At 50.2% G+C, this 420-nt stretch carries 1 pseudogene; it reads right to left on the reverse strand.

What is annotated here, in order from left to right:
* Positions 1 to 93 (reverse strand): annotated as a pseudogene (locus Q1B46_RS22155) (amino acid ABC transporter ATP-binding protein); the annotation flags it as partial.
* Positions 94 to 420: the final 327 nt, after the last annotated feature.

The raw sequence follows: 420 nt of genomic DNA on the forward strand, positions 1-420 counted from the left end.
ATGCGCGGTAATATCCACACCCTTGAGAACCTCAAGGCGGCCAAAACTTTTGTGAAGGTTATTGATCTCAATGACGGGAGCGCTGTCTGTCACGGGCAGTCCAGGTGTAATTGGTGTTGGTGCGGTACTAGGGCCGAAAAATTGAGCTAATGCAATGCGCAAATGACAAGTTTGCGTGGCGAATTAGCCTAAATGGCCAGTGATGCTGTCAAAACCGTCAGTTGGTCGCGCGAGTTGCGCCCTTGAAGAGATCAAGTGGGTACACTGACGAGGTTTGTAGTGGCGGTTGTCACAATATCGAGCCGATCATCTGGTGAGCGCTGCCCAATGTCGGTTGTGCGGATATTTTGTTGAAAAACTCTTCCTTGATCGGTGCATGAACTGCCGCTTCAATTCTTCCAATGGGTGGGAGGATTGAGC

This window comes from uncultured Ruegeria sp. (assembly GCF_947500045.1).
Lineage (GTDB): Bacteria > Pseudomonadota > Alphaproteobacteria > Rhodobacterales > Rhodobacteraceae > Ruegeria.